Raw genomic sequence first — 383 nt, 5'->3', positions numbered from 1 at the left:
GCCGCTCTCGGCGACGTTCAACTGCCCGCCGGCGCCCAGCAGTACCGCGTGGGCGGCGCCGGTGTCCCACTCGCTGGTGGGACCCAGGCGAGGGTAGAGGTCGGCTTCGCCCTCGGCAATCAGGCAGATTTTCAGGGAGCTGCCCATGCTTTTGATTTCCGGGGCGTCGAAGTNNGTCGTCCAGGAAGGCCTTGAACGCGTCGCTCTGGTGTGAGCGGCTACCCACGATGCGCCAGCCGGTGTTGTTCGCGGGTGCCTTGCTGACGGTGATCGGGGTGTCCTGTCCATTAACGGATTTCCAGGCGCCTTGCGTCGCGGTGCCCCCGTGGTAGGTGCAGCCCAGCGCCGGCGCGTCCACCACGCCCCAGGTGGGTTCGCCGTGC

Annotated in this window: 1 protein-coding gene; it reads right to left on the bottom strand. The window is 68.0% G+C overall.

All coding sequences use genetic code 11. The features are described from left to right. Positions 1-147: inositol monophosphatase family protein (locus B3187_RS17565; protein WP_414673687.1), on the bottom strand; the 147-nt coding region annotated here is incomplete at its 3' end. Positions 148-383: the final 236 nt, after the last annotated feature.

It is taken from the genome of Marinimicrobium sp. UBA4209, assembly GCF_002381585.1.
GTDB lineage: Bacteria > Pseudomonadota > Gammaproteobacteria > Pseudomonadales > Cellvibrionaceae > Marinimicrobium > Marinimicrobium koreense.
The sequence above is the reverse complement of the archived record's forward strand: the minus strand, read 5'-3'. Positions and strand labels throughout refer to the sequence as shown.